Below are 23850 nucleotides of genomic sequence, written 5' to 3' on the forward strand. Positions count from 1 at the left end.
CGCGATTGTTGACGCTGGCGGCCCGCAAAAAAGTACCTCCCATGGGGTGATGGTGCACGACGTATTTTGTGCTTAGAATGAGCGTGACATCGCGTTGATGCCCGGCAATCGTGCCCCTTCGGGAGTTCTTCCCTAGGCCGTCAGAAAGATCAGATCCTCCGGTATGAACATCACCGAAATCGCTATTAACGCACTCGGATTCGCGGGCACCGTTTTCTCCTTCCTAATGTGGGTTCCTCAGGCCCGTATCACCTGGCAGAGCCGCAACGACGCCGTGCGTCTTGCCGGTATTTCGGAGACCACGCAGTGGCTGTTGGTCTTTGGCTACACCGTCTGGGGCGCTTATGGTTTGATGAGTTCGTCGTTCTGGGTTGCCGCTCCCAGCGCTGTCGCGATCCCGCTTGCCGTCGCCACGATCGTGGTCATTCGCCGTGGTCGCCGCTTGCCCGATGAGGGGCGTTCCTTCCCGATTTTCTCGAGCACGGATGCCGATCCGCTCGTCACCATCAGCGACGGACTGGTGGCGCTCACCGAGTCCATTCCGATCATCCACGCCCACGCTGAGACTCCTGTCGAGGCGGCCGTTGTCGCGCACGACACGTCGGATGTCTTGGGCGAGCCATTGCCGCACTCCGCGGGCTACACCGCGACAGGCACGATCCCGATTCTCGCTTAGCGAGGCGGCGCTCATTTAACAGGGTGGTGCTCACCTAGAGCGTTGGCGATGTCGCGCCGGCTTCAGCGAGTCGGCCGTCGCGACGCTTAGGCCTCTTCGGCGATGTGTGGTTCGCCAGGTCGGTCTTGGGCATCATCCCCGGTGCTGCTCGCGTGCAGCTGGGCGGCGTCTCCGCGCAACGCCATCGCGATGACCGGGAAGATCAGCACGGATAGTAGACCGGCTCCGACGAGAGCGGCGGCGATACCAGAGTCGATGTATTCGCTATCGACGCCGATTGCGGTGACGGCGACGATGATGGGCAACCCTGTGGCGCCGAGAAGGCCCAGCGCGGCGCGTTCGCGGGTGCTCGCGCCTTTCTGTGCGGCGAACATCGAGGGTACGCCGCGCAGAACGAGCAGAAGTACGAGGAAGACGGGAACGAGTGCCGCCACGCTCAAGTCTGAGGTGAGAGCGCTGAGCTCGAACGAAACTCCCGTGTTGATGTAAAAGATCGGAACAAGGAATCCGAAGGCGATGGCATCCAACTTGGAGTCGACCATCGCGCGGTCGCGTTCGGGAGCTTGGCGCATCATGACCTGCCAGAGCAAACCGGCGACGAATGCACCGAGGAGCATATCTAGGTCGAGAACGATGCTCAGCACGACAAGCGCAGCGACGATGAAGATCACAAGCCGGATCGCGAACTGACCTGAGGTGTGCAGGGTCGTTGTCACGAGGCGGTGGAGCGAGTTGTGTTCGATGCGGGCCGCGAGGAAAAGCAGCGTCATCGCAATCAGGATGAATATACCCAACACGATCGTGGAGACTCCGAGTGAGCTGGCTCCGAGAAAAATGGAGATGGCAATCAGCGGCCCAAATTCGCCGACGGTACCGAGCGCGACTGCGGAATTGCCGAAGCGGGTTGGTAGTTCTCCGGCGTCACGCAGGATGGGCATGATCGCTCCGAGTGCCGTCGAACAGAGCGCGATCCCGATGACGACGGCGCCAAAGCCTGGCTCGATGAGATAACCGATCGCCACTCCTGCGACCAGCCCAATGAGCCACCCGAGTGATGCGCGTCGACCATTCCGGCCGCGGATAGCGCTCAGTCGGATTTCGTTTCCGGCCATAAAGAACAGCATTGCCAAGCCGAAGTCGGAGAGCTGCTCGACGAACTCGGATTCGCCAACCCAACCAAGAACACTTGGCCCGATCAGGATGCCGAGAAGGAGCTCGAAAACGACGATCGAGATGCGGACTAGGGGAGAGAGTGCGCGTGCCAGCAGCGGTGCCATGACAGCCAGGATCGGGATGAGTACGAGACCCCAGTTGGCAGCTTCCACGGCTTCTTCGGTGCTATCCATTGTTCACAAAACTATTCACTTCGGCGGCGATCACGTCTCGCACCACTGAGGTGTCGAGGGTCGCGATACCGTCTCCGGCTTGCACTCCGTAGTCTCCGAAGCTGGCGTGGTTGGCACCATCGATGGGAAAGAAGGTGGTGGATGTCGGCAACAGGTCGGCGGCATCCATGATCTTCTCGGGCGTGCTCAAGAGGTCATTGCTTCCGCTGAGGCTCAAGACGCGAATGTCGACTTCGGAAAGATCGTTGGCACAGTAGCTGCCGAAAAGCACGAGTCCGCTGACGTCGGGCTGCTCGGCGTATTGGCAGGCGCGAACGCCGCCCAGGGAATGCCCTCCGACGATCCAGTCATCAACGTCGGGCGCCGCATCCGTAAAGGTGTCAAGCGATCGTTGGTCGAAAAATGCCAGATTCAGGATGGGCTTCGTCACGACAACGGTGAGCCCTGATTCGGCCACCGCTCCGGAGAGCTTATAGAGGTAGGCATCTGCGCTGACTTTTGCACCCGGGATGAACACGAGACCTTCGCCTGAAGCGTCACCGGTAGGAGTGAGAACGAAGGAGTTTTGGTTTTCGGTGATGGTTACGGCCGGGTTTGTTCGCGCGCTCTCCAGTGCATCAGGCTCTGCCTGCATCACCCCCACATTCGCCCACACGAGCATTCCGGCCACGAGCAGAACAACGATCGCGGCGAGTGAGATGAAAATCGTGCGCGCGACGCGTCGAGTTCGCCGAGGACCTGGAGTTGAGTTCGGTGATGTTGGCTCCGCTGGCGCAATCGACTCGGTCGGGTCAGCGGGAGACGAATCAGCAGCGTGCATTGCCCCAGTCTAGGGAGTGGCAGGTCGCGCGCGCACTGAAGGGCCACCTGAGAATCGTGGTCGCTTCGTGCTGTAGGCCCGCTAACTCGCTCACTCAGGAATATCCACGCCTGGGGAGCGTTGAATAGGAGTGATGACTACACCACTTCGCCTTTCTGTTCTTGATCTCATTCCTGTTCGCAGCAACCAGACTTCGGCCGACGCACTGGCGGCGACAACCGCGCTCGCGCAGCGCGCCGACGACCTTGGTTTCTCGCGATACTGGGTTGCCGAGCATCACAATATGAAGGCAGTGGCATCCACGAACCCTGCGGTGCTGATCGGTATTCTCGCCGCCCAGACGAAGCGAATTCGCGTCGGTTCTGGGGGAGTGATGCTTCCCAACCACGCGCCCCTCGTCGTAGCGGAGCAGTTTGCGATCCTTGAAGCAGCATTTCCGGGCCGCATCGACCTCGGCATCGGTCGCGCTCCCGGCAGCGACCCTGTGATCACCTCATATTTGCGGATGACCGGCACCACTAGCGATGTCGACGCGTTCCCGCGCAACGTGGCCGACATCCGCAGCCTCATGAATCCCGACGGCGCCACTTTGCAGCTGCAGCAGGGCCGCAGCTACGAACTCACGGCAACGCCGAACGCGGCATCCGTCGCGGATCTTTGGCTTCTCGGCTCAAGCGACTACTCGGCCCGTCTAGCCGCAGCTCAGGGCATGCCGTACGTTTTTGCCCACCACTTCTCGGGCGAAGGAACCGCGCGCATTCTGGGGCTCTACCGCGACAACTTTGTGCCGTCAGACTTGCTGAAGGCCCCCAAGACGTTCCTCACCTTAAACGTGGCTGTCGCCGAAACGGCGGCGGATGCTCGTGCCGCAGCCTTGCCCCAACTTCAGCAAATGGCGCGCCTCCTCAGCGGCATGCCGCTCGGCCCGCTCTCGACCATCGAAGAAGCTGCCTCGACAGAGCTCGCCGCGCCGCAACAACAAATGGTGGATGATATGGCTCAGCGTTGGGTAATCGACGAACCGGTCGCGGCAGCGCAACGCATCCGGTCGCTCGCCACTCGTTTCGGCGTAGACGAAGTAATGGTCGTGCCTGGGCTGTCGGCACACAACGCGGATGCGGCGAACACTTCGCCCGTGCGCGTGCGCGCTCTCGAACTGCTCGCGGAGCAGTTGCTCGTCTAATTCGCGCTAGGACGAGGAGCATTTGTCGTGCTCGCGCGGCTATTTAATTTGAGATGCATTCGCACGCAACTTCAGCTCGCGCACACCGTCGCGTTCGCGCACTTCGATGTGCGAACTATGAGACGAGACAAACTCGCTGAAGGTCTTAAATTTCAGTGCGGCTTCGTTGAACGACGGGTCGATTCTCAACATCTGATTCTTCACTCCCGAGCTGTTGAGCCACTCTGAATCTTCTTTTTGCTGAACGAGTCGCATGGCCCTCACCAGCATCTTGAAGGGTCGCATTCCGTTCGCAGGAGAGTCTTTATCTGACTGTGTGGTTTGCTTGGCGACCGCAGCGGTCTTCTTTGCCGATCCCGCTTTCATCGCATTGGCTTGTGGGGTGGCCGGCGACTTCTTGGGCCCCGCGGCCTTGGGGGTTTTCGAAGCCACAATCGTCGTGAGCTTCGGTGCAGGTGCAGGCGCAGGCGTAGCGGCGGCTGCAGGTGCATCTGCCGATTTCGGTGACTTTATTACCGAGGTCGGCTGTGTAGTTGCGGCTGTCTGTTGAAGCGATGGTGGCGTGCCGAACTCGACACCGGGAAGCGAATCGTAGTCCGCGAACTTGTCACAGGATGAAGTGAGCGCATCGCTAGTGCCCCCGGCAACGCCGATGCCGATGACGTACCGGCCGAGCGTCTTGGCGCGTTGGGCAAGCGCTACATAGTCCGAATCCCCAGCGACAATAACGACATGCGTGATGTCAGGTAGTCGGAACATGTCTTCCATCGCATCAACGGAGAGGCGGATGTCGGCACCGTTTTTCATCTGCGCGGTAAGGGGAAAGAGCTGCACGAGCTCCACGGCGCGATTGATGAGCTGCTTCTGGTAACTGGAGTTGACCGGCACCGACCAGTCGGCGTAGGCGCGGCTGAAAGCCACCGTTCCAAACGAAGAGGCGTAGTCGAGGATAGCTTCGACATCCACAGTGGCTTCGATGAGTTTGTTGCCAATCACGCTCGTCGTCACGCGATTCGAATTGTGAAACCGAGCCTTGTCCTTTAGAAACTGCCCGTTGCCATGAATTTGGTTGTAACGAGAGATCACAATGTTGTCGAAATCGATGTACACGGCCACGCGGCCTTCGGTGGCGGTTGCCATGTGGTCTCCTCGGGAAAAGTTCTTCTCAGTCTTATCGTGAGCCTCGCTCATGACAATCCCCTTTTCCGGGGTGATCGGCGGAAAGACTCCAGCCCTTTCGCTCGGTAACATTGAGGTCGACACCGCAAGAGTAGGGAACCTCACGTGACGTATAGTGCTATTCGAGTTCGCGCAACTCCGGGCACACCTGGTTCTGGTCGAGTGGGTGTTGCCGCAATCGTGTGTGGTGTCGCGGTGGCGGGTTGGGTTTCGTTCGGACGTCATCTATTCGGCATCGGCGGCGATCTCACCATCATCTACGCGACGACGTTGGGTGTCCTTTTCGGTGTGCTGCTGGTCCTCATTGGGCTAGCGATGCGGCGCACCGAACTCCGCGGTTTTGAGACGCGGCCTCTCACTCACACGATGCTCATCGCATCCGGCGTGTGTGCCTTTCTGCTCGGGTTGACGATACCTGATTCCACGCCGATCGGTCTGCAGACCATCATCAGCGGCCCCAATGAGCCCGCTCTCGGTATTGCGATCGGTATCGCAAACCCGCTGGGGGTTGTTGGCATCGCAACGGCCATCATCGCTTTGGTGCTCGCGGTCAAGGATTCACGCGGTCGGGTCACTCTCGTGGAGAGCTGGGGCGACGACGAAGCGTTAGCCGAACCGCAGATCAGTTAGCGATGCCTCAGTCGAGGTGGGAATGATCTCCTAGGCGGTGCCACGCCCGATTGTGGTGAACCAGTGGGGGAGTGAGATCGGCCTCTGGGGTGATGTGCGCGTCTTGCGCGAGCACGAGAATGAGCGATGCGGATTCGGTATCGAGTTGGTCGATACGCTTGCCGAGGATTCGTGCAGGAGCACTCGGAAAGTAGGGTTCGCCCGTGGGCAGGCGTTCCCACAGTCCGCGGTCGGCAAACCGGTCAACCCCGCTCGTGGCGCACAGCTGCGCAAGAGCGAGTTGTTCGCTTCCGAGAAAGTGGATGACGTACGAGGTCGCCGCGCGAATACCGGGCGCTGTGGATGCGCGGTGTCCGATCGAGAACGCCAGTAGTGGGGGCTCGGCACTCACCGAGACCACCGACGTCACCGTCAGCGCAACGGGGCCGAGCGGCGATTCCGCCGTGACAACAGCGACTCCACCGGGGTAGTGGCGGAATGCGCTGGAAAATTCCGCGACGCTGATTCCTGACATCGTCTCCTCGACGTCGATCTCGTGGTGGGCAAGGCTCTGGCTAGCGGCGGCCGGTGGTTTTTCCTTTGTTGTCTGCATCTGTCCATCCAATGTTTCGGGGATGCGGACAAGCGTGCACCCCCGCACGCGACGAAGCGAGAATATGTCGATATGTGTCCTTCTGTTTCGCCGATTGTTTCGCCATGACGTGCGGAGGTGACGGCTGCGGCGCACCATAAGGGCATGCCTAGACAAATTCGCTTCAACGCCTTTGATATGAACTGCGTCGCTCACCAGTCCTCCGGAATGTGGCGCCATCCCGACGACCAATCGTGGCGCTACAAAGACCTCAATTACTGGACCGAACTCGCAAAGCTGCTTGAAAAGGGAACCTTCGACGGCATCTTCATTGCAGATGTCCTCGGCACCTATGACGTCTACGCCGGCTCGAACGAGGCCGCGATCCGCCACGGCGCTCAGGTCCCGGTGAACGATCCGCTGTTGCTCGTCTCGGCCATGGCGCATGTCACCGAGAACCTCGGATTCGGCATCACGGCGGGAACCGCCTACGAACATCCGTACCCATTCGCTCGGCGGATGTCGACGCTTGATCACCTCACAAAGGGCAGGGTCGGCTGGAACGTTGTCACGGGCTATCTCCCCTCGGCTGCTCGCAACATGGGCAACGACGATCAGCTCGAACACGACGATCGTTACGACCACGCTGACGAATACCTTGAGGTGCTCTACAAACTGTGGGAGGGGTCGTGGGAAGACGATGCGGTTATCCGTGACCGGGAGTCCGGTGTGTTCACTGACCCGAGCAAGGTGCACGACATCGAGCACAAGGGCAAACACTTCACGGTTCCCGGCATCCACTTGTCAGAACCGTCGGTGCAGCGAACACCGGTCATTTACCAAGCCGGTGCTTCGCCACGAGGAATCCAGTTCGCCGCAGGCAACGCGGAAGCGATCTTTGTTGCGGCATCGACCAAGGCGGGGCTCAAGGCAACGGTTGCTCGCATCCGGGATGCTCTCGAAGAGGCGGGGCGCGATCGCTACTCAGCGCGCATCTACACGCTTCTGACGATTATCACGGATGAGACAACGGAGAAAGCTCACGCGAAGTATGCCGACTACTTGAGCTACGCCAGCGAAGAAGGTGCGTTGGTGTTCATGTCGGGATGGATGGGCATCGACCTCTCGCAGTACGACCTCGATGAACCCATCGGCAATGTCAAGAGCAATGCAATCCAGTCGACGGTGGCGAACTTTCAGCAGGCCAATGACGACGGCAGCGAGTGGAAGGTTCGGGACATCGCTCGGCTCGGTGCGATTGGTGGCCTGGGGCCGTTCATTATCGGCTCTGGCGAAGAGATCGCCGATGAGCTCGAGGCGTGGGTGGCAGAGACGGATGTCGACGGCTTCAACCTCGCTTACGCGATCACGCCGGGCACGTTTGAGGATGTCGTCGAGCACGTCATTCCTGTGCTTCGGGCGCGCGGAACCTATCCCGAGGAATATGTGGAAGGCACGCTGCGCCACAAGCTGCACGGGCGTGGCAACAGGCTCCCGGCGGAGCATGCGGGCGCTCGCTATCGGCGTTAGGAGTCACCTGCCGTGACTAGTGCACCGCGAACCCGCGTCTACTGTGCGGGGGTCTCGCGGTGCAGGTCGACGGCGTACTTGAAACCGATGTGCGACGCTTCGAAGCCGAGTTTGGTGTAGAAACGGTGAGCATCGGTGCGTGCTTCATCAGAAGTGAGTTGGATGAGGGAGGCGCCAAGCGTGGGCGCTGCGGTGTCGATAACCCAGCGCATCATGGCGCCGCCGATTCCGCTCGAACGCTGGCTCGCGGCTACTCTCACGGCTTCGACTTGGAGGCGGTGCGAGCCACGGCGGGCCATGCCGGGAATTGCGGTCAGTTGCATGGTGGCGACGACATCGCCCGAGGGCGCTTCGACAACGAGGAGAGCATTCGCGGGAGTGGTGGCGATAGCGTGAAACGCTTTTTCGTACGCGGGGCGGTCTTCTGGGCGCGCAGTATCGCCTCGCAGCGCGCTGATCGCGTCGTCCGCGAGCAGTTGCAGAATCGTGTCGATGTCGCCAAGAGCGGAGTAGCGAAGAATCATTTCGCCGTCTCGCGTCTGGAGAGTTGTGGGAACAGTCACTTTAGAAAACACTCCCACGACGATAGCAGCGCTAGCACTGCCCGCGAGCCAGCGGTGCTCAATTGTGCGGCGAATTATCGGCATTCCTTGGTGTCGAGGGCGTCGGTCTCGGCCTCGATCGTCACTGTGTATTCGAGGTTGCTGAACTCGCTTTACCCCTTCCGTAGTGTCGCCAATTACACGCAACACCTATGGGAAAGGTAGTTCAATGACTACAACTAATGACTCCACCATCGCTCACACGTCCGCCTCGGTCGGTCGCCGCGCTCTGGCGGGTGTCGTCGGCGGCGTTGCCGGCGGTGTCGTCTTCGGGATGATGATGGCAATGATGGGCATGCTGCCCACGCTCGCCATGATGGTCGGTTCTGAATCGGCCGTCGTGGGATTTCTCGTTCACCTAATGATCTCGATCATGATCGGAATCGGGCTTACGGTCCTCTTCGGCAACCTGCTTCTGACGAGCTACGCTCGCGGCGCCGTCGTAGGTTTCGTCTACGGCGCTGTCTGGTGGGTTCTCGGACCTCTCATGATGATGCCGCTCATGCTCGGCGGTGCGCTCTTCGCTATCGACACCGCAGCGCTCTTGTCTTTGATGGGCCACATGATCTTTGGTGTCATCCTCGGATTGGTCGCAGTGCGGGTTCTCGCTTCGCGACGATGAGCAACTGTGCATGGCCCGGGTGCCCACCGTCGTGGTGGGTCACGCCGGGCCGTTGCGCTGCTCGGGGGCTAGTAGTTCATGATCTGGTAGCCGTCGACAACGAGCTTGCGAACGCTGGCTTCGCCGCCGTTGTCGGAAAGCAGCGGGAAGCCGCCGTCGCGAATGGGCTCGAACACATTGTGCGACTTGGAGCAGAACTCGCAGGCGCCGATGATCGTGTCGCCAAGAGCGGTAACAAGGCCGTGCATGGGGTGGCTAGCGTCAGCAATCTTCGCGAGGGTCTCAACACCTGAACCGTCGAACATGACGATGACGTCGTCGCCAGCAGCCTTGAATTCGAGAGCGGTCTTGAGGCCGCGGTAGACGCGAGCGTTGTTGTTCTCGAGCGTCTCGAGGATGACGACGGCGATCTTGAGGTCTGACATTGAAAACTCCTTGTGTTGGCCATCCAGCGTTTCTAGACGGATCCGTCTAGAAAATATAGACGGGTTCGTCTAGAATTGCAACATGGCCTCAGAAACTCCTCAGATCCGCGTGACTTCGCGAATGAAACTCCTCGCTACTGCGGCGGATCTCTTCTATACGCACGGCATCAATGCCACGGGAATCGATACGGTGATCGCCAAAGCGGGGGTGGCGAAAGGCAGCATGTATCACCACTTCCCGAGCAAAGAAGCTCTCATCGCGGCCTACCTCGATGACGAGGCGGATGCCTGGCTAGATCGGGTAACGGAGTTCGACGACGAGCACGCCTCGACCGCCGAACGCGTCGCGCGTCTCTTCACTGCAGTCGCCGATCAAGTCGACGAGGGCACTTTCTACGGCTGCCCCTTCACTAATGCGGCCATCGAGTGCCCCGATATGGCTGACGTGCAGTCATCAATTGCCCGCTACCGCCGGGTGCTTCGCACTCATGTGACCCACATCATTGGTCCGGATGCGGCCGAGAGCGTGATCACGCGGCTCATTGTTCTCTACGACGGTGCGCTCACGACGGCCAAGCTCACGAGAGATTCGGCTCAGGTTCGCGATATTGCACAGTTCGCGCGGGAGCTGGTGTCCGCGGCCTAGCTGCGGGCGCGTCGGCTTGCGCACTATTCGAACATATGTTCGAATAGTGTAATGCGATGGAGTGGGCAACAAATTGGCAGTGAGGCTCCCGACGCGCTGCCCGGTCTTGCCAAGCTCAACAACCTGGTGCGCACAGTGCGAACCCCTGAATTCGACGGTGTCACGTTTTACGAAGTCGCCGCCAAGAGTGCACTCAACAAGGTGCCCACCGCCAGTGATATGCCCTTCGGGTGGACGATCAATCCCATGCGTGGATGTCTCCACCAGTGCACCTACTGCTTCGCCCGTCCAACCCACGAGTTCCTCGATCTCGACGCGGGCAAAGACTTCGACACGCAGATCATCGTCAAGGTGAATGTGGCTGAGGTGTTGGCTAGGGAGCTGAGTAAACCCAGTTGGGGGCGGCATCCGGTCGCGCTCGGCACGAATACGGATCCATACCAGCGCGCCGAGGGTCGCTATCGGCTGATGCCCGGCATCATCGCCGCCCTCGCGGCATCCGGAACGCCCTTGTCAATCTTGACGAAGGGCACGCTGTTGCGGCGTGATCTTGCCTTGTTATCGGAGGCAAGCCAGCATGTTCCCGTCGACGTGGGCATGTCGATCGCGATTTACGACGACGAGCTTCAGCAGTCGGTCGAGCCGGGCACGCCCACCGCGAAGGCTCGCTTGGCCACGGTGAGCGCTGTGCGTGATGCTGGACTCGATTGCGCTGTCTTCTTGATGCCGATTCTGCCCTTCTTGACCGACACGCGAGACCATCTTGAGCGTGCCGTTTCTCAGGCGAAAGAGGCAGGGGCAACCTCAATTACGTATTCGGCGTTGCACTTGAAGCAGGGAACGAAGGAGTGGTACCTCGGGTGGCTTGAGCAGGCGCATCCGGAATTGCTGGGCAAATATCGTTCGATGTATTCGCGAGGCAACTATGCCCCCAAAGAATATCGACAATGGCTGGCAGCCAAGGTGAAGCCGATTATTCGGCGTCATGGCTTAGAGCGAACATTGCTTGATCCCGCGACGGGAATCGTCGGTTCCCGAGCCCGCACTCCGGTTCATTCTGGTCTCATTGGCCGATCGTTAATCGCGGAAGAAATGCCACCCGAGCTGGCGGCGCGCGCAATGCCGCAACCGACCCTCTTCTAGCGCGGTCTTCGTCTGACTCGCTGTCGCTCCCGCCATCGCCGCTGTATTGCTGGGTGTTCGGTTCGCGCTCACTGAGCGTTTTCGCACAATCCCTACCGCCGCCGGATGTGGTGCGTAATGTTTGGCTGAACGAGCACAGCCGTGCTCGAGGATCTCAGGAAGGGTAAGAGCAGATGCCTAGGAACAAGAATTCACGCCTCAAGGATCCTGAACTGTATGAGTCGTTGAGAGATGATGGCGCCTCAGCGGAGAAAGCGGCACGCATTTCTAACGCCGCAGCACGGGACGGACGTTCCGAGGTAGGGCATCGTGGGGGAGAAGCGGGTTCGTATGAGGACTGGACTGTGGCAGATCTCAAGAAGCGGGCGCGCGAGCTGGGCCTCCACGGTTATTCGGCGCTCACGAAATCCGAAGTAATCGAATTGCTTCGTTCGCACTAGAGGTGAGCCCGTGGTCGGTGGGTATTGAGGGCAAGAGACGATGACGGCGAGCGACGAGCTAACTAGTCTGGGGGAGTGACCACACCAGCAGAGTCTTACTATCTCCGACACGATGCCACCCATTTTGAGTCGACCATTCATGCACAGGGCGCGTGGAATCCCCACGAGCAACACATGGCTCCGGTCGCCGGTATTCTCGCGCACGTCCTTGAAGCATTTGAGGCACGCGAAGGCCTCCGCATCGCTCGCATTAGTTACGAGATCTTGGGTCTTATCCCGGCGGGTGAATTCGACATTGTCACTTCAGTGGTGCGTCCAGGGCGCACCATCGAACTGGTGCAGGCGGAGCTCAGTGCGGGCGGCCGCGTTGCCGTGCGTGCGACGGCGTGGCGCCTACAAATTTCGGATACCTCAGAGGTTGAGGGAATCGTCGATCAACCGATGCCTGGCCGCGAGCTCGCGGGGGAACCGGTGAACCTTTCCGAGTGGCCTGGCGGCTACATCCAATCAATTGAGGCGCGGGCGCTTCCCGAGCATGCGTCGGGCAGTGGCCGCGTGTGGTTGCGCACGCCGTATCCCTTGCTCGCTGATGAGCCGGTGAGTGACTTTGCTCGACTGGCCGGCCTTGTCGACACCAGCAACGGCATCGCAACTCGCGTCACACCGGGGGCGGGCGGATATGCCTTCCCCAATGTCGACCTGCAGGTGCACTTGTACCGCTTGCCGGCTGGCGAGTGGCTTGGTCTCGAGAATGCGGTGAACTTTGGCTCGGATGGCATTGGCCTGACCTCCACAGTGCTCCACGACGAGCGGGGGCCGTTCGGTCGCGCCGAGCAAATCTTGACCCTGCGCAAGGTCTAGCGTTCTCTGGCGCGAGACTGCGGAGAAAGTTTTCTCACTACCTCTTGCGCCGATTTTCTCGCTGCCATAATATACAACCAAATGGTTGTATATGAATTGACAGACTCCGAAGTTGACGCGATGTTCCGCGCCCTCGCCGATGCCACCCGACGTGACATCGTCGATCGCGTGCTGCACGAAAATGCTTCAGTGTCGCGTCTCGCTGAGCGCTACGACATGAGTTTCGCCGCAGTGCAAAAGCACGTTGCCGTCCTGCAAGCAGCAGGGTTGGTGACAAAGTCCCGGCAGGGTCGTGAGCAGATTGTCAGTGGCAATCTCGCCTCGATTCATCACATCCAAAAGCTTCTTTCTCACTTCGAAGCGGTGTGGAAGCAGCGTGCAGTGCAAATGGCTGACGTGTTGCGAGATGACGCAACCGCTGAGGCCCCACCGAGCCCCATGAGTTCAAGGGCTCGGGTCGATATCCCTCACGACTAAAGAAATGGTGAAGCAATGAACGTCACAACTCACACTGATCCTGAAGCACTCACCCTAACGACCACCACCGAACTTGCCGCGTCTCTTGAGCGCGCCTGGCAGCTGGTGAGCGATCCGCGCCAACTCGAGCGCTGGTGGGGGCCGCCCGAGTGGCCAGCAACTTTCGTGCGTTACGAGTTCGTTCCCGGTGGGCGCGCTCACTACTTCATGCAAGGTCCTGATGGTGAGCGGATGCACGGTATCTGGCGCATTCTGTCGATCACCGCGCCGCGTGAAGTCTCCATCGAAGATGAATTTGCGGATGACCAGGGCGAACCATCGGGGGATATCGGTGTCACGACCGCTCTTCTGACGTTCGAGCCCATCGACGGCGGCACCCGGCTGACGATCGTGTCGGGTTTCGCGTCTGCAGAGCAGCTCGAAGAAATGGTGAAGATGGGTATGGAAGAAGGCATGCGAGAGGCTATCGGCCAGATCGATGCACTGCTCTCCGACGACTAGGAGGGGCTGCTCATGTCATTTCAGGCATATCTCGATGCGGTCGAGAAGAAGACAGGGCTCACGCCGCGGCAATTGATCGCGAAAGCGGCTGAGAAAGGTTTCGTCGATGACTCGGCGAAAGCGGGACAGATTCTTGAGTGGCTTGCGAGCGATTACCAGCTTGGCCGCGGATACGGCATGGCGATTGTTCACGTCATCAAGAACGGTGCTCGTATCGACTCCAAGCATGTCGGCACTTCGGGCACGCATCGCGACGAGTCAGACACGTTGTGGCTCGATGGTGCCGCGAGCAAACCAGGCTAACCCCGCGATGTGAGCGTGGTGGTGGGCAGTGCTCTGGCGCTCCGATGTGCTGTCACTGGGTAGGGTGGAGGAGTGACTCTTCTTGGGGTCGAGAAGCAGGGTAGTTGAGTGCCCCGAGAGGATCAGTAGCGTGAAAAACAGCGGCAAGCCACAGTCGAACCGAGCTCGACAGGGCGGCCGCAAGTATTCCCGCAAACAGCTCGTCATGCTACTCGGCGGGCTAGGCGCGCTCGCGCTGCTCGCCGTCGCGTTCGTTGCCGGTGCCCAGGCAAACTCCGGTTCGTCAACGCCTCAGGCATTGCCGTCGGTCTCTGCCGAGGAGGGCAGCCAGCCCACGATTGACTTGGCTCGTCGAATCGATGGAGACCCTACGGCGATGGGAGCGATTGATGCTCCCGTCGTGCTCGTCGAATATGCGGACTATCGCTGTCCTTTCTGCGGGGTGTTGTCGCGCGAGACCCTTCCTGAACTGATCAGCGAATACGTCGACTCCGGGCAGCTGCGCATCGAATGGCGCGACTACCCCATTTTTGGTGAAACCTCGGTGTTGGCGGCTGTTGCAGCCCACGCGGCGGGCGAGCAAGGCCTCTTTTGGGAATACAACACAGCAGTGTATGAATCGGCGCCCGAAACGGGACATCTCGAGATCGACCAAGAAAAGCTCCTTGCGTACGCTCGCGACATTGGGGTGCCTGACCTTGCTCAGTTCGAGGCAGATCTCAGTAGTCCGGCTCTGATCGCTCGAGTTCAAGCGAACGTGTCCGAAGCACAGCAAATTGGCGTCACGAGCGTGCCGTCCATTGTGATCGACGATGTGCCGATCGCGGGTGCTCAGCCTCTTCAGGTCTTCCGTGACGTAATCGATGAGCAGCTCCGATTGGCCGGCCAGTAACGGTGGACATCGGTTACGCCGGGGCATTCATCGGCGGATTGTTTGCGCTATTGAGCCCGTGCTCCGTCATGCTGTTGCCGGCGTTTTTCGCCTATGCGTTTGGTTCAGCGGCAAAGCTTTTTGCGCGAACGGGATTGTTTTTCGGTGGTTTGGTGACCACGTTGGTTCCGCTGGGAGTGTTTTCGGCCACGCTGGGGTCACTCGTCAATGAGCATCGCGGTGCTCTCGTGGTTGGCGCAGCATTCGTGGTGATCGTCGCCGGAGCGATTCAGCTGTTCGGCATCCCGATTCCCGGTTTCAGTCGAACCGAAAACGCGGATGCCGCGACAGATCGAACCTCGGCAGTTTCCGTCTTCGCCCTCGGCATGGTCTACGCGGTCGCCGGTGTCTGCGCTGGCCCCATCCTTGGATCGGTGCTCGCGGTTGCGGCTCTGAGCGGAAACGCTGCCTACGGCGCCATCATGCTTACGCTCTATGCGCTCGGGCTCACGGTCCCTCTACTCGTGCTTGCTGCGGTGTGGAAGCGTGTGGGGGCGCGTGGTCGGTCATGGCTGCGTCCGCGCACGCTCACGATCCGTAACTGGTCAAACTCGTGGACCATGATCGTTTCTGGCGCGCTCACGATCGGGATCGGTGTCCTTCTGTTGGTCAGCGACGGGACCGCGTCTCTGGGGGGATTTGTCCCGATCACCGCTCAGTACCGTGCAGAGTCATGGGCCGCCACAACGGGCGCGAGCATCAACAACGTTGTGTTCTTGCTCGGGGTGGTAGCGGTGTCTGCTCCTGCCGCCGTCGTTGTGTGGCTGGTGTCGCGTCGGGCCCGTTCCAAAGCACTCCTGCAAGCGCCTGAACAAACCGAAGCGCCCGAACGAACCGAGGCACCTGAGCGCCACGCTGAATCGAACTAAAGCTCGGTCATCCAATCGTCGCCGGTGTCGATACTGTCTCTGCCGCGCAGCTTCTCAAGGTCGCGTCGCTCACGTTTGGTGGGTCGCCCGGCGCCGCGGTCACGCATCGGCGCGAAGGCACGCTCTTCGCGAGTGGGCGGTGGGGGAGTCTCGTCCACGTAGCTTTCGGCGGCCGTCACTGCTGAAACGCGTTTCACAATCGTCTGCTTGACGACCAGGATGCGGTCAAATCCAGCGATACGAACGCGTACCTGATCGCCGATTTTCACTGCTTGCGCTGCTTTGACACTCGCGCCACCAATTTTTACGTGGCCCGCACGGCACGCAGTAGTCGCTTGAGAGCGGGTCTTGTAGACGCGCACCGCCCACAACCAGCTATCGACGCGAACTGCTCCGGCAGCCATTAGGCGGAGGCGAGTTCAGTTTTCCACTGCACGAGTCGCTGCACAGTGGCGCTGGTATCCGCGGCGAGTGTGAGCATGGTGTCTTCGGGAACGAAGAAGTTGATCGCCAAGAAACCGCGCACGGTCTCCGAGGGATCGTCGACGAGTATCCGGAGAACGTCGCAGGGAGCGTATTCGTTGCGAGCCACACAGGCGCGCACTCCGTCGTCAGTATCGCGGGCGAGCGTTTCGAACACGTCGATGGGCGTGTTGTGGTTACTCGCGGCACTCTCGCGAATTTTCGGATTGGGGTCGGCCGCCAGGATGCGGATCCTCGCGATTTTGCTCGCGGTTACTTCGGGGGCCGGGTGGAGTTCTGCCGCTTCCTCGGCGGTGAGCATCGAGGGGGCCATTGCTCGCATTTGTTCCCGCTGGGCTGGAGTGTTGAAGCGGATGCATGACATGCATTCAAGGGTACGCCTGCGTCCAGAGAAGATTGAGTTGCTTTCACGGCATTTTGCGCGCGGATGATCGCTAGACTTGGAGGGTGGCCACACGCAGTTCACCCGAGATCAGCGATCGTGTGTGGACTGTGCCCAATGTCTTGAGCTTCATCCGGCTCGCGTTGGTTCCGGTCTTCTTGTATTTGATCATCTCGGCCCAAGACGCGCTGGCGCTGATCGTTCTCGTGTTCTCCAGTCTGAGCGACTATCTCGACGGCGTGATTGCTCGTCGGTTCAACCAAATCACTCGACTCGGCCAATTGCTCGATCCAGCGGCCGACCGCCTGTTTATTTTTGCCGCGCTGATTGGTCTCGCCGCGCGCGACGTCATCCCCTGGTGGCTGTTCTTAGTCATCGTCGGGCGCGACATCATGCTGGTGATTTTGGGAATCATTTCGGCGAATTACGGTTTTGGCCCGCTACCGGTGCATCATTTGGGCAAAGTCGCCACGGCGGCACTGTTCTATGCGTTGCCCATTTTGATGCTGGGCCAAGCATTCCCGGCAATTGCCGGGGTTACCGATCCAGTCGGGTGGGCGTTCGCGCTCTGGGGTGCGTTCTTATATTGGTGGGCAGGCTTCATCTATGTTGCGCAATCTGTCCGTATTTCTCGCCTCCCGAGGGGCTGAGTTGTGTTCCGATCCGATACGCTGGTCAGTCAGGGAGGTTTGCGATGGTTGAGTCAATGAATAATGGTCACGGCGCCGACGTAGAGTCGGCAAATGAGACGTCCGCGCAGCCTATTGTCGAGCGGATCGACACCACTGCCACGTACAGTCATGAGTTTGCGGCTCAGGTCGCCGCTATGGGGGTCGACGTTTCTGTCGATGAGCAGGAAGCGATCGCCGCATTGCCTTCGGGGTCTGCGCTGTTGATCGTTCGCCGCGGCCCAAACGTGGGGGCGCGTTTTCTTCTGGATGCTGACATCACTACGGTGGGGCGTCATCCTGAGGCTGATATTTTTCTCGATGACGTCACGGTGTCTCGTCGTCATGTCGAGTTTTTGCGTTCAGGCACCGCGTTTGACGTCAAAGATTTGGGGTCGCTCAATGGCACCTATCTTGGCGGCGACCGTATCGAGTCCACCGCTGTCCTCCGCGACCGCGCTGAGGTTCAAATCGGCAAGTACAAGCTCACGTTTTACCCCTCGCGTCGCGATCTTGCGTCGGCGGTTGGTAATTAGTGGCTGGGGTAGCGCGTCAGTCGCGTTCGACTCCTGCACAAGCGCTCCTCAGCATTGGGCAGGTTCTTGCCAAGCTCAGTCCTGAGTTTCCTGATCTAACTCCGTCCAAGCTGCGCTTTCTTGAAGAGCGCAAGTTGGTTTCGCCGGCGCGCACTGCCTCGGGCTACCGCAAGTTTTCGTCGGCAGACATGGAGCGCTTGCGCTTCGTGCTCACGATGCAGCGTGACCACTACCTTCCGCTCAAGGTCATTCGTGGCTATTTGGAAGAGATGGATGCCGGGCGCACGCCTGAACTTCCTGGCGGCGCGGTTGCTGCGGCATCCATGCTGTCGGCCGAGCGCAAGCTCACTCGCGATGAGTTGATTCGCGAAGCGGGTGCTAGCCCCATGTTGTTGGGCGATGCTATTTCGTCGTCGCTTATTGTTGCCTCCGATGTTTTCGGAGAAGACGCGCTTGCGGTCCTCAAGTCACTTGTGGAGCTTCAGCGCAGCGGGATTGAACCACGACACCTTCGTGGCTTCCGCGCGGCGGCAGAGCGGGAACTGGGGCTCATCGAGAGTGCTCTGATGCCCGTTGCTCGCCGCAAGGATGCATCGAGTCGCGCTCGTGCTGCCGAGATGGCGCGCGAAATCGCGGGCCAGTTAGAGATTGTTCGCAGCAGTCTTATCCGATCCGCACTCAGCCGGCTCGATTCGTAGTACGGTCGATCTGTTGACCGTTTTTCGGCTCGTGCCGAAGGCGGTTCCGCGAGGTTGGCCCAGTTTTTATCCGACTGATTCCGACACGCCGCCGACTTTTTACGAATGTCGTTGATAGACGCGGTGGGCGTGACTACCGTGGGGTAACACGAAACACTAAGCGTCAACTTCAACATGAAGGTTCGTTGTTTTCGTGCTGGTCAATCAGAACTAAAGGGGCAAAGCCATGAGTGAAGTGAACCGTAGCGAAGACTCACGCTACGACCTTGGTCTCCTCTTTACCGATGGAATGCCAGACCTCGACGACAACTCCGGCTACCGTGGCGCTGTCGCCGCGCGCGCAGCCGGCATTAGCTATCGCCAGCTCGACTACTGGGCTCGCACCCAGCTCGTTGAACCCACTGTCCGCAGCGCCGCAGGCTCGGGTTCGCAGCGACTTTATGGCTTTCGCGACATCTTGGTCCTCAAGCTTGTGAAGCGCCTTCTCGACACGGGAATCTCGCTTCAGCAAATCCGCATCGCCGTTAATCAACTTCGTGAGTCAGGCATTCACGATCTCGCTCAGACCACCCTGATGAGCGATGGCGCGGGCGTCTACCTCTGCACGTCGAACGACGAAGTTATCGACCTCGTCAGCCGCGGCCAGGGCGTCTTTGGCATCGCGGTGGGCAAGGTCCTGCGCGAGGTCGAAACCAGTCTTATCGACCTCGATACGGTCAAGGGCGAAGACCCCATGGATGAGTTGGCTAAGCGCCGCGCATCCCGTGCTTCCTAAGAAGCGTTTTCGACACTAGTAGCCCATCACCGGGGCGCCGATTTTTGACGCGCTCATGCAATTCTTTAGTGTGCCCACGCGAAACATGCGCTTACGCCGAAGGCTGCTGATGCAGGGTACCTAGGCTGGTTTCTCGCGAAAATGGTTCAGGGCACATCAGTGCTCGCTTAACACCCATTGAGCTGCCGTGCTGTGGCGGGTACCCGAAGGTTTGTTACTGGCCGCTGCTGTACTCGCCCATGCGTGCTGCACGCATGACGCGATCGAGCAGTTGGTCAAAGTAGCGCGCCATTTCTTGGGCGCTCTCACCCGGCCATACGTGCAGAGGCTTCGCGGCACCTTGAGCTTGCTGGAGCGACGTGCGCTCAGGGAGCTGTGGCGAAAGTACGAGCGGTCCAAACATGTCCCGCAGTTCTTTGATGCGGAACTGGTGCTCGAGCGATTGCGAACGCAGACGATTAACGATGAGGCCAAGCGGCTGAAGTCGAGGCGAAAGACCGCGACGGATCTCTTCGATCGCGCGGAGGGCGCGGTCGGCAGCTGCAACGGAGAACAAGCCAGGTTCGGTTACAATGGCTACTCGATCGCTTGCTGCCCATGCGGTGCGCGTGAGGGCGTTGAGTGATGGTGCGCAGTCGATGAGCACGAGGTCGTAGTCAGATTCGACGTTCGCGAGGGCTTCTTCGAGTTTCCAAATGTCGCGGATGCTCGGGTGCGGGCCATCGAAGTTGATGGCGGATGGCGAACCGATCAGTACATCCACTTTGCCCGGGCGGCCTCTGGTCCAGCCACTCGGCGCGATCGCGGCACGCACGATCTTCTCCTTGGGAGAGGCGAGTACGTCAGCCACGTTGAGGTGACCGGCGACATCAATGTCCATTCCGGTCGAGACATCGGACTGGGGATCAAGGTCGACAACGAGGGTTCGAAGACCGCGAGCGAAAGCCGCCGAAGCGAGCCCAAGCGTGACGGTCGTCTTTCCGACGCCCCCCTTGAGGGAACTAACGCTAAGTACGTGCACGAGTAACGACGATACCTTCACTACTGTTAAGAAACCTAAAACACCGCCAACTTTTGCGCACCCTTGAGGAAACTGCCAGAGTTCAATCACTCTAGGCTTGGTTTTTGTCAGGAAGGACCGAATGTTTAAGAAGATTCTCGTTGCCAACCGAGGTGAGATTGCTATCCGCGCAATGCGTGCAGCTGTCGAGCTCGGGGCAAGAACTGTGGCCGTTTTCCCTTACGAAGACCGAAATTCGGTGCATCGTCTGAAGGCTGATGAGGCATATCAGATCGGCGAAGAGGGGCATCCTGTCCGCGCCTATCTCGATGTCTCGGAGATTATTCGAGTAGCGAAGGAGTCCGGCGCAGACGCGATCTACCCCGGTTACGGCTTCCTCTCGGAGAACCCTGACCTTGCTCGCGCAGCTGCGGAAGCGGGAATTACTTTCATCGGTCCGCCAACTCGCGTGCTCGAGATGGCCGGCAACAAGGTGACGGCCAAGGAACACGCGATTGCGGCGGGAGTCCCCGTTCTCAAATCGACTCCTGCGAGCACTGACCTTGATGAGCTCATCGCTGGCGCCAACGAGATTGGTTTCCCGGTCTTTGCCAAGGCCGTTGCCGGCGGTGGTGGTCGCGGTATGCGTCGCGTCGACAAGAAAGAAGACTTGCGCGGTGCTCTCGAAGAGGCCATGCGTGAAGCAGACAGTGCGTTCGGCGACCCCACGATGTTTGTTGAGCAGGCGGTTGTCCGCCCTCGCCACATCGAAGTTCAGATCCTGGCTGATGCCCATGGCGGCGTCATCCACTTGTTCGAGCGTGACTGCTCGGTGCAGCGTCGTCACCAGAAGGTTGTTGAGATCGCACCGGCGCCGAACCTCGACGAAGACACTCGTCAGGCGATGTACCGCGACGCGATCGCATTCGCGAAGTCAATTGACTATGTCAACGCCGGCACCGTTGAGTTCCTGCTCGACACGGCGGGGGAGCGCAAGGGCGAGCACGTCTTCATTGAGATGAACCCGCGCATTCAGGTCGAACACACGGTGACAGAAGAAGTTACCGATGTTGACCTCGTGCAGTCGCAGATGCGGATCGCTTTCGGCGAGTCGCTAGAGGAGTTGGGGCTGCGCCAAGACGAGCTCAAACTGCGCGGAGCGGCTCTGCAGTGCCGCATCACGACGGAAGATCCTGCCAGCGGTTTCCGCCCCGATACGGGCAAGATCACCACGTACCGCTCGCCTGGTGGCGCCGGCATCCGTCTGGATGGTGGAACGGTTTCTGCTGGTTCGCAGATTTCTCCCCACTTCGACTCCATGCTCGTGAAGATGACGTGCCGTGGCCGCGACTTTGCGTCAGCAGTGCGTCGCGCCCGTCGTGGGCTCGCTGAGTTCCGCCTTCGCGGTGTCACGACGAACATCCCGTTCCTTCAGGGCGTGCTCGACGACCCCGAATTCATTGCGGGAGATTTGAGTACCGCGTTTATTGATGAGCGCCCGTGGCTCGTCAACTCGCATCGTTCCAAGGACCGCGGAACAAAGATCCTCACCTGGCTGGCAGACGTCACCGTCAACCAGCCCAACGGTGATGGTGCAGGCATCATCAGCCCACAATTGAAGCTGCCGACCGTTGATCTCTCCACAGAGGCTCCGGCAGGATCGCGGCAGCGTTTGTTGGAGCTCGGCCCGGCCGGGTTCGCTTCGGCTCTGCGTGAGCAGAAGTCGCTCGCCGTCACCGAAACCACCTTCCGCGATGCCCACCAGTCGCTGTTGGCCACGCGGGTGCGCACCCGCGACCTCGTCGCGGTAATGCCGCACGTGGCACGCATGACGCCAGAGTTGCTCTCGGTCGAAGCATGGGGCGGAGCAACGTACGACGTCGCTCTGCGGTTCCTCGCCGAAGACCCGTGGGAGCGTCTCGCGTCCATGCGCGAAGCGCTGCCGAACGTCGCGATTCAAATGCTTTTGCGCGGTCGCAATACGGTTGGCTACACGCCGTATCCGACCGAGGTTACGGATGCCTTCGTGCGTGAGGCCGCTGATACCGGTGTCGATATCTTCCGCATCTTTGACGCGCTCAACGATGTTTCGCAGATGCGACCGGCCATCGATGCTGTGCTGAACACGGGCACTGCCGTTGCTGAAGTTGCTCTCTGCTACACGGGTGACTTGCTCGACCCGAATGAGGATCTCTACACACTTGACTACTACCTCAAGCTTGCAGACCAGATCATGGAGAGCGGCGCCCATGTGCTCGCGATCAAGGACATGGCTGGTCTCTTGCGTGCGGAAGCCGCTGAGAAGCTTGTAACGGCTTTGCGTGAACGTTTTGATGCTCCGGTGCACGTTCACACTCACGACACGGCAGGCGGCCAGCTGGCTACTCTGCTGGCGGCATCCCGTGCCGGTGCAGACGCAGTGGATGTTGCGAGCGCCCCGATGGCAGGAACAACGAGTCAGCCATCCATGTCGGCTTTGGTCGCGGCTCTCGCCCACACCGAACGCGACACGGGCATCTCGCTCGATGCGGTCTCCGATCTCGAGCCGTACTGGGAGGCTGTGCGTCACGCCTACGCGCCATTCGAATCGGGCCTGCCCGGTCCGACGGGGCGGGTCTACCACCACGAAATCCCTGGTGGACAGTTGTCGAACCTGCGCCAACAGGCGATTGCGCTGGGTCTCGCTGACCAGTTCGAGACGATTGAGAACCTGTACGCTGCGGCAAACAAGATGCTCGGCCGTCCGCCGAAGGTCACCCCGTCCTCGAAGGTCGTTGGCGACCTGGCGCTAGCTCTTGCTGCAGCGCACGCAGACCCTGCCGACTTCGAAGAGAACCCCGACAAGTACGACATCCCTGATTCGGTGATTGGCTTTATGGCTGGCGAGTTGGGCGAACTGCCCGGTGGCTGGCCTGAGCCCTTCCGCTCGAAGGTGCTGAAGGGGCGCAACGTCAAAATCGGCATTGAAGAAATCAGTGCTGAAGATCAGGCCGCTCTCGACGGCGAGCCACAGGAGCGCCGTTCGGCGCTCAACCGGTTGCTGTTCGCTGGCCCCACTCAGATCTTTGAGACGGCTCGCGAAACCTATGGCGACTTGTCGGCCCTCGATAGCAAGGATTACCTCTACGGCATCCAACAGGGGCACGAGCACGTTGTCGAGATCGAGAAGGGCGTGCAATTGTTCGTCGGTCTCGAAGCGATCGGCGAGGCTGACGAGAAGGGTATGCGCACCGTCATGGCGACCCTGAATGGTCAGCTGCGCCCGGTGTTTATCCGCGATCAGAGCATCAAGGTCGATTCGACTGCGGCGGAGAAGGCCGATGCATCCAAGCCGGGACACGTAGCGGCACCGTTCTCCGGTGTTGTCACGTTGCAGGTAGAAGAGGGCGCAACTGTTGCCGTCGGTGACACCGTGGCCTCGATCGAAGCGATGAAGATGGAAGCTGCAATCACGGCATCCGTTGCGGGAACGGTCAAGCGATTGGCCATTCCGAAGACGCAGCAGGTAGACGGCGGCGACTTGCTTGTGGAAATCGAACCCAGCTAAAACACA

28 protein-coding genes are annotated in these 23850 nt (G+C 59.9%); 19 read left to right on the forward strand and 9 right to left on the reverse strand.

Annotation, left to right across the window (positions count from 1 at the left end):
- Positions 1–163: 163 nt before the first annotated feature.
- The gene (locus I6E56_RS00515) at positions 164–676 is read left to right on the forward strand and encodes a hypothetical protein (protein WP_197135403.1); all 513 of its coding nucleotides are present in this window, start codon (positions 164–166) and stop codon (positions 674–676) included.
- Between the two features lie 86 nt (positions 677–762).
- Here the strand turns inward: I6E56_RS00515 and I6E56_RS00520 are convergent, their stop codons facing one another.
- The gene (locus tag I6E56_RS00520; protein WP_197135404.1) at positions 763–2022 is read right to left on the reverse strand and encodes a cation:proton antiporter; all 1260 of its coding nucleotides are present in this window, start codon (positions 2020–2022) and stop codon (positions 763–765) included.
- Positions 2015–2842 (reverse strand): alpha/beta hydrolase, encoded by an 828-nt coding sequence (locus tag I6E56_RS00525; RefSeq protein WP_197135405.1) that lies wholly within the window; start codon positions 2840–2842, stop codon positions 2015–2017. The genes I6E56_RS00520 and I6E56_RS00525 overlap by 8 nt, the downstream gene beginning before the upstream one ends.
- A gap of 133 nt (positions 2843–2975) precedes the next feature.
- On the opposite strand from I6E56_RS00525, the gene I6E56_RS00530 reads away from it, so the two are divergent.
- On the forward strand, positions 2976–4025 hold the full coding sequence (locus tag I6E56_RS00530; RefSeq protein WP_197135406.1) for an MsnO8 family LLM class oxidoreductase: 1050 nt from the start codon (positions 2976–2978) through the stop codon (positions 4023–4025).
- A gap of 39 nt (positions 4026–4064) precedes the next feature.
- Here I6E56_RS00530 and I6E56_RS00535 read toward each other — a convergent pair whose 3' ends face one another.
- Positions 4065–5216 (reverse strand): NYN domain-containing protein, encoded by a 1152-nt coding sequence (locus I6E56_RS00535; RefSeq protein ID WP_231606189.1) that lies wholly within the window; start codon positions 5214–5216, stop codon positions 4065–4067.
- A gap of 93 nt (positions 5217–5309) precedes the next feature.
- Here I6E56_RS00535 and I6E56_RS00540 point away from each other — a divergent pair, with 93 nt between their 5' ends.
- Entirely contained in the window at positions 5310–5834 is a 525-nt protein-coding gene (locus tag I6E56_RS00540; protein WP_197135407.1) for a hypothetical protein, read from the forward strand.
- Positions 5835–5841: 7 nt separating this feature from the next.
- Here I6E56_RS00540 and I6E56_RS00545 read toward each other — a convergent pair whose 3' ends face one another.
- On the reverse strand, positions 5842–6426 hold the full coding sequence (locus tag I6E56_RS00545) for a flavin reductase family protein (RefSeq protein WP_197135408.1): 585 nt from the start codon (positions 6424–6426) through the stop codon (positions 5842–5844).
- 144 nt (positions 6427–6570) lie between these two features.
- Here I6E56_RS00545 and I6E56_RS00550 point away from each other — a divergent pair, with 144 nt between their 5' ends.
- Positions 6571–7935, forward strand: a complete 1365-nt coding sequence (locus I6E56_RS00550) for an LLM class flavin-dependent oxidoreductase (protein ID WP_197135409.1) — start codon at positions 6571–6573, stop codon at positions 7933–7935.
- 38 nt (positions 7936–7973) lie between these two features.
- Here the strand turns inward: I6E56_RS00550 and I6E56_RS00555 are convergent, their stop codons facing one another.
- Positions 7974–8582: a GNAT family N-acetyltransferase gene (locus tag I6E56_RS00555; RefSeq protein ID WP_307842699.1), complete on the reverse strand. Its 609-nt coding sequence runs from the start codon at positions 8580–8582 to the stop codon at positions 7974–7976.
- A 124-nt stretch (positions 8583–8706) separates the two neighbouring features.
- Here I6E56_RS00555 and I6E56_RS00560 point away from each other — a divergent pair, with 124 nt between their 5' ends.
- The gene (locus I6E56_RS00560) at positions 8707–9159 is read left to right on the forward strand and encodes a hypothetical protein (protein ID WP_231606190.1); all 453 of its coding nucleotides are present in this window, start codon (positions 8707–8709) and stop codon (positions 9157–9159) included.
- A gap of 68 nt (positions 9160–9227) precedes the next feature.
- Here the strand turns inward: I6E56_RS00560 and I6E56_RS00565 are convergent, their stop codons facing one another.
- On the reverse strand, positions 9228–9584 hold the full coding sequence (locus tag I6E56_RS00565) for a sulfur reduction protein DsrE (RefSeq protein ID WP_197135410.1): 357 nt from the start codon (positions 9582–9584) through the stop codon (positions 9228–9230).
- Positions 9585–9666: 82 nt separating this feature from the next.
- Here I6E56_RS00565 and I6E56_RS00570 point away from each other — a divergent pair, with 82 nt between their 5' ends.
- The 9 genes from I6E56_RS00570 to I6E56_RS00610 all read left to right on the forward strand — a co-directional run bounded on the left by I6E56_RS00570 (position 9667) and on the right by I6E56_RS00610 (position 15755).
- Entirely contained in the window at positions 9667–10230 is a 564-nt protein-coding gene (locus I6E56_RS00570; RefSeq protein WP_197135411.1) for a TetR/AcrR family transcriptional regulator, read from the forward strand.
- Positions 10231–10281: 51 nt separating this feature from the next.
- Positions 10282–11373 (forward strand): Rv2578c family radical SAM protein, encoded by a 1092-nt coding sequence (locus tag I6E56_RS00575; RefSeq protein WP_197135412.1) that lies wholly within the window; start codon positions 10282–10284, stop codon positions 11371–11373.
- A gap of 173 nt (positions 11374–11546) precedes the next feature.
- Positions 11547–11813 (forward strand): Rho termination factor N-terminal domain-containing protein, encoded by a 267-nt coding sequence (locus I6E56_RS00580; RefSeq protein ID WP_197135413.1) that lies wholly within the window; start codon positions 11547–11549, stop codon positions 11811–11813.
- Positions 11814–11888: 75 nt separating this feature from the next.
- The gene (locus tag I6E56_RS00585) at positions 11889–12674 is read left to right on the forward strand and encodes a thioesterase family protein (protein WP_197135414.1); all 786 of its coding nucleotides are present in this window, start codon (positions 11889–11891) and stop codon (positions 12672–12674) included.
- Positions 12675–12755: 81 nt separating this feature from the next.
- Positions 12756–13151 carry a helix-turn-helix transcriptional regulator gene (locus tag I6E56_RS00590; protein ID WP_197135415.1) on the forward strand — a complete coding sequence of 132 codons (396 nt, stop codon included), beginning with the start codon at positions 12756–12758 and terminating at the stop codon, positions 13149–13151.
- A 15-nt stretch (positions 13152–13166) separates the two neighbouring features.
- Positions 13167–13652, forward strand: a complete 486-nt coding sequence (locus tag I6E56_RS00595; RefSeq protein ID WP_197135416.1) for an SRPBCC domain-containing protein — start codon at positions 13167–13169, stop codon at positions 13650–13652.
- Between the two features lie 12 nt (positions 13653–13664).
- On the forward strand, positions 13665–13955 hold the full coding sequence (locus I6E56_RS00600) for a DUF4287 domain-containing protein (protein ID WP_197135417.1): 291 nt from the start codon (positions 13665–13667) through the stop codon (positions 13953–13955).
- A gap of 130 nt (positions 13956–14085) precedes the next feature.
- The gene (locus I6E56_RS00605) at positions 14086–14847 is read left to right on the forward strand and encodes a thioredoxin domain-containing protein (protein WP_197135418.1); all 762 of its coding nucleotides are present in this window, start codon (positions 14086–14088) and stop codon (positions 14845–14847) included.
- A 2-nt stretch (positions 14848–14849) separates the two neighbouring features.
- Positions 14850–15755 carry a cytochrome c biogenesis CcdA family protein gene (locus I6E56_RS00610; protein WP_197135419.1) on the forward strand — a complete coding sequence of 302 codons (906 nt, stop codon included), beginning with the start codon at positions 14850–14852 and terminating at the stop codon, positions 15753–15755.
- On the opposite strand, the gene I6E56_RS00615 is transcribed toward I6E56_RS00610, so the two are convergent.
- Both I6E56_RS00615 and I6E56_RS00620 read right to left on the reverse strand, forming a co-directional pair.
- Entirely contained in the window at positions 15752–16159 is a 408-nt protein-coding gene (locus tag I6E56_RS00615; protein ID WP_197135420.1) for an RNA-binding S4 domain-containing protein, read from the reverse strand. The two genes, I6E56_RS00610 and I6E56_RS00615, sit on opposite strands and share 4 nt — an antisense overlap.
- Positions 16159–16602: a hypothetical protein gene (locus I6E56_RS00620; protein WP_197135421.1), complete on the reverse strand. Its 444-nt coding sequence runs from the start codon at positions 16600–16602 to the stop codon at positions 16159–16161. The genes I6E56_RS00615 and I6E56_RS00620 overlap by 1 nt, the downstream gene beginning before the upstream one ends.
- Positions 16603–16685: 83 nt before the next feature.
- Between I6E56_RS00620 and I6E56_RS00625 the strand changes: the two genes are divergently transcribed.
- The 4 genes from I6E56_RS00625 to I6E56_RS00640 all read left to right on the forward strand — a co-directional run bounded on the left by I6E56_RS00625 (position 16686) and on the right by I6E56_RS00640 (position 19297).
- Entirely contained in the window at positions 16686–17270 is a 585-nt protein-coding gene (locus I6E56_RS00625; protein WP_197135422.1) for a CDP-alcohol phosphatidyltransferase family protein, read from the forward strand.
- 44 nt (positions 17271–17314) lie between these two features.
- Positions 17315–17824 carry an FHA domain-containing protein gene (locus I6E56_RS00630; RefSeq protein WP_197124945.1) on the forward strand — a complete coding sequence of 170 codons (510 nt, stop codon included), beginning with the start codon at positions 17315–17317 and terminating at the stop codon, positions 17822–17824.
- Entirely contained in the window at positions 17824–18522 is a 699-nt protein-coding gene (locus I6E56_RS00635) for a MerR family transcriptional regulator (RefSeq protein WP_197135423.1), read from the forward strand. The genes I6E56_RS00630 and I6E56_RS00635 overlap by 1 nt, the downstream gene beginning before the upstream one ends.
- 226 nt (positions 18523–18748) lie before the next feature.
- The gene (locus I6E56_RS00640) at positions 18749–19297 is read left to right on the forward strand and encodes a MerR family transcriptional regulator (protein WP_197135424.1); all 549 of its coding nucleotides are present in this window, start codon (positions 18749–18751) and stop codon (positions 19295–19297) included.
- A gap of 214 nt (positions 19298–19511) precedes the next feature.
- Here the strand turns inward: I6E56_RS00640 and I6E56_RS00645 are convergent, their stop codons facing one another.
- The gene (locus I6E56_RS00645; RefSeq protein WP_197137928.1) at positions 19512–20318 is read right to left on the reverse strand and encodes a ParA family protein; all 807 of its coding nucleotides are present in this window, start codon (positions 20316–20318) and stop codon (positions 19512–19514) included.
- A gap of 121 nt (positions 20319–20439) precedes the next feature.
- Between I6E56_RS00645 and I6E56_RS00650 the strand changes: the two genes are divergently transcribed.
- Positions 20440–23844: a pyruvate carboxylase gene (locus I6E56_RS00650; protein WP_197135425.1), complete on the forward strand. Its 3405-nt coding sequence runs from the start codon at positions 20440–20442 to the stop codon at positions 23842–23844.
- The last annotated feature ends 6 nt before the right edge of the window (positions 23845–23850 follow it).

The sequence above is a fragment of the Salinibacterium sp. NK8237 genome (genome assembly GCF_015864955.1).
Classification (GTDB): domain Bacteria; phylum Actinomycetota; class Actinomycetes; order Actinomycetales; family Microbacteriaceae; genus Rhodoglobus.